This is a genomic window from Verrucomicrobiota bacterium (assembly GCA_016871535.1).
Classification (GTDB): Bacteria; Verrucomicrobiota; Verrucomicrobiia; order Limisphaerales; family SIBE01; genus VHCZ01.
This window is the reverse complement of record VHCZ01000426.1, coordinates 1-2618: the sequence shown is the minus strand read 5'-3', so window position 1 is coordinate 2618 and position 2618 is coordinate 1. Positions and strand designations below refer to the sequence as shown.

Below are 2618 nucleotides of genomic sequence, written 5' to 3'. Positions count from 1 at the left end.
GAATTTTGCCTGGGGCTGCGTTGCTCCTCGGTCACAGCCCCACTGGCGGGGGATGCTCGCTCGTCGCGCCTTGCCCCAGGCCAAATTGGGCGCAACGAACGTGAGCGTATTTACGAAACGGACCACTTAGTGCGCGTTTTGAAAATGCCTTTTGGGTCTTTGGGGTGGAACAGGCCACTGGCCTGTTGCGGCAGGCTACCAGCCTGCTACCAGCCTGCCGCAATGTTCGGCGGCAAGTTGCCGCCGAAAACGGGCTGGTAGCCCGTTCCACTCATTTTCAAAACACGCTCTTAGCGCATTTGAGCGAAAGTCGCTTTGACCAATATCAAGGCGGGTTTTACCAAGGGGATCAGATTCGGTCTTGGTGGGGCGAGGACTCCTGCCGAGCCGGTCCATCGCGCTGTTCGATTGAATCTGGCTCGCGAGCACGCTCGCCCCCACCGCGGTTTCACTGAGGCATTACTGCGACCGAGGATTCGCCTTGGCGAAGCGAGCTGCCGCACGCAAAATGAAAATCCCTGAATAACCAACACCGACCGAGACGGATCTATGAAGACTCGAACCGTTGCCTGCTCCCATCCGACCCGACGTGAATTCCTCAAGACCAGCGCCGCCGCCGCCGCAACCACTCTGGCGCCTTCGCTGTTCACGGAAACCGCCCTTGGCGCCGAGCGGCCCGCCACGCAAAAAACCATTGGCATTCAAGTCGGGTCGATCTCGTTCGTGGACGAAGGCGCCGACCGCGTGCTGGACATTCTCCAAGAACGCGGCGCGGTGGACACGGTTTATCTGACCACCTTCACGTATGGCCGAGGCCTGGCCGGGCGCCAGATTCCAGGACAACCCTTTCCCGACCACGGCGTCCAGGAATCGGATGAAAAATTCTTTCGCGGCGGCAACTTCGCCTCGCCGCACCCGGAATTCTACAAAAACACCGTCTTGAAGCAGACGCGGGCGCCGGATCATGGCGATCTCGATATCGTGGCGACCGTCCTCCCGGCGGCGAAGAAACGCGGCTTGAAACTGTTTTGCTCGATTGAAGACGTGTTCCGCTCGGACGTGCCCGGCGCGAAGGACGTCGCGGAGGTGGACTTGCAAGGGCGCAAGGCCGGGACGCTGTGCCTTTTTCATCCGGACGTCCGCGCGTTCTGGACCGGGTTGGCGGAAGATCTCTGCCGCTCCTACGACATCGATGGCATTCTGTTTTTCAACGAGCGCAACGGCCCGCTTTTGAATGCGCTCGGCGCGAGCCATTCTCAGAGCATCGCGTCGTCGCGCACGACCTGCTTTTGCGAGCACCATCAAAAGGCGGCGCGGGAGCGAGGGATCGATTTCCAGCGGGCTTACGAAGGTTTCCGCAAGCTGGATCGGTTCGTGCAAGCGGCCTTGAAGGGCGAAAGGCCCGGCGACGGCTACTTCGTCGAGTTCTGGCGGTTGCTCGTGGAGAATCCGGAAATCATTCTGTGGGACCGCCTGTTCGACGAAGGCAAACACCAAGTGCTGGCGGAAGTGAACCGCACGGTCAAAGGGGTTCGCCCGAATCTCCGCGTCGGGTTCCATATCGAACACGTCAACTCGTTCAATCCGATTTTCCGGGCCACGCGGAGTTATGAGGATCTGGCGGCGAAGGCGGACTTCCTGAAAGTTGTCGTGTACAACAATTGCGGCCGCGAACGCTATGCGAACTTCATCCGCAACGTCGGCTCCACCGTTTTCCGCGACGTGCCCAGAGAACTGTTGCTGCAATTCAACAATCATTTGTTGAATTACGGCAGTGAAGCCGGCCTGAGCGAATTGGCCACCGCAGGCTTGTCTCCGGACTACGTGGCGCGGGAAACCAAACGCGCGATCGAGGGCGTGCAAGGCAAATGCAGGATTCTTCCCGGGATCGACATTGGCATCCCGACCGGCAAGAGCAGCCGCAAAGCTTCGCCGGAGGATACTTACGCCGCCGTCGCCGCGGCGTTGAAAGCCGGCGCGGACGGACTCATCCTCTCGCGGAAATACTCGGAGATGCGCCTGGCAAATCTGGCGGCAGCCGGCAAAGCGGTCAGAGAATTCAAAGCGTAGGTTCTGATCGCCGCTGATCAATCTCCAGAATCAGGCGCTGAAACGCAAAGTTGCTGCGGTGGCGTTGATCGCTTGGATCCTTTTCCCGATCCAGGGCGCCGCCGCAGAAATTCAGGTCATGCTGCCCGGAGAACTGGCGGGGCCGCTGCTGGCATCGAAACGGGAAATCAAACCGGCGTTGATATCGTTTGAGCCAGGCGTTTATGAGGTTCGACACGAGGCGACCCATTTCCAAGTGGAAGTCCGGATTCCCTTTCAAGTTGTTCGTTCAGGCGAAGCCGCAGTTCCGCTCTTCGGCGCGGCCGTGTATTTGCAGGAGTCCCGGGTCGAGTCGGCCGAACCGGAGCTGGCCCGATTGGTGAACGTGACGAACCGGCTGGGGCTTTTCGTTCAACGTCCGGGAGCAGCATCGCTCCAGCTTAGTGGTCCATTTCGTAAATACGCTCACGTTCGCGGCAAGGGATTTTTCGGCCAGACGAGGCGCGAGCGACGAGCATATCCCGAAGTGGATCTGTAAGGAGCAAGCAACGAAGTCTGGCGAAAAAGAA

2 protein-coding genes are annotated in these 2618 nt (G+C 59.5%); both read left to right on the top strand.

The features are described 5' to 3' along the window. Window positions 1-549: 549 nt before the first annotated feature. Window positions 550-2070: a twin-arginine translocation signal domain-containing protein gene (locus FJ398_27125; protein ID MBM3841550.1), complete on the top strand. Its 1521-nt coding sequence runs from the start codon at window positions 550-552 to the stop codon at window positions 2068-2070. Window positions 2071-2134: 64 nt separating this feature from the next. Next, window positions 2135-2587 (top strand): hypothetical protein, encoded by a 453-nt coding sequence (locus tag FJ398_27120; protein MBM3841549.1) that lies wholly within the window; start codon window positions 2135-2137, stop codon window positions 2585-2587. The last annotated feature ends 31 nt before the right edge of the window (window positions 2588-2618 follow it).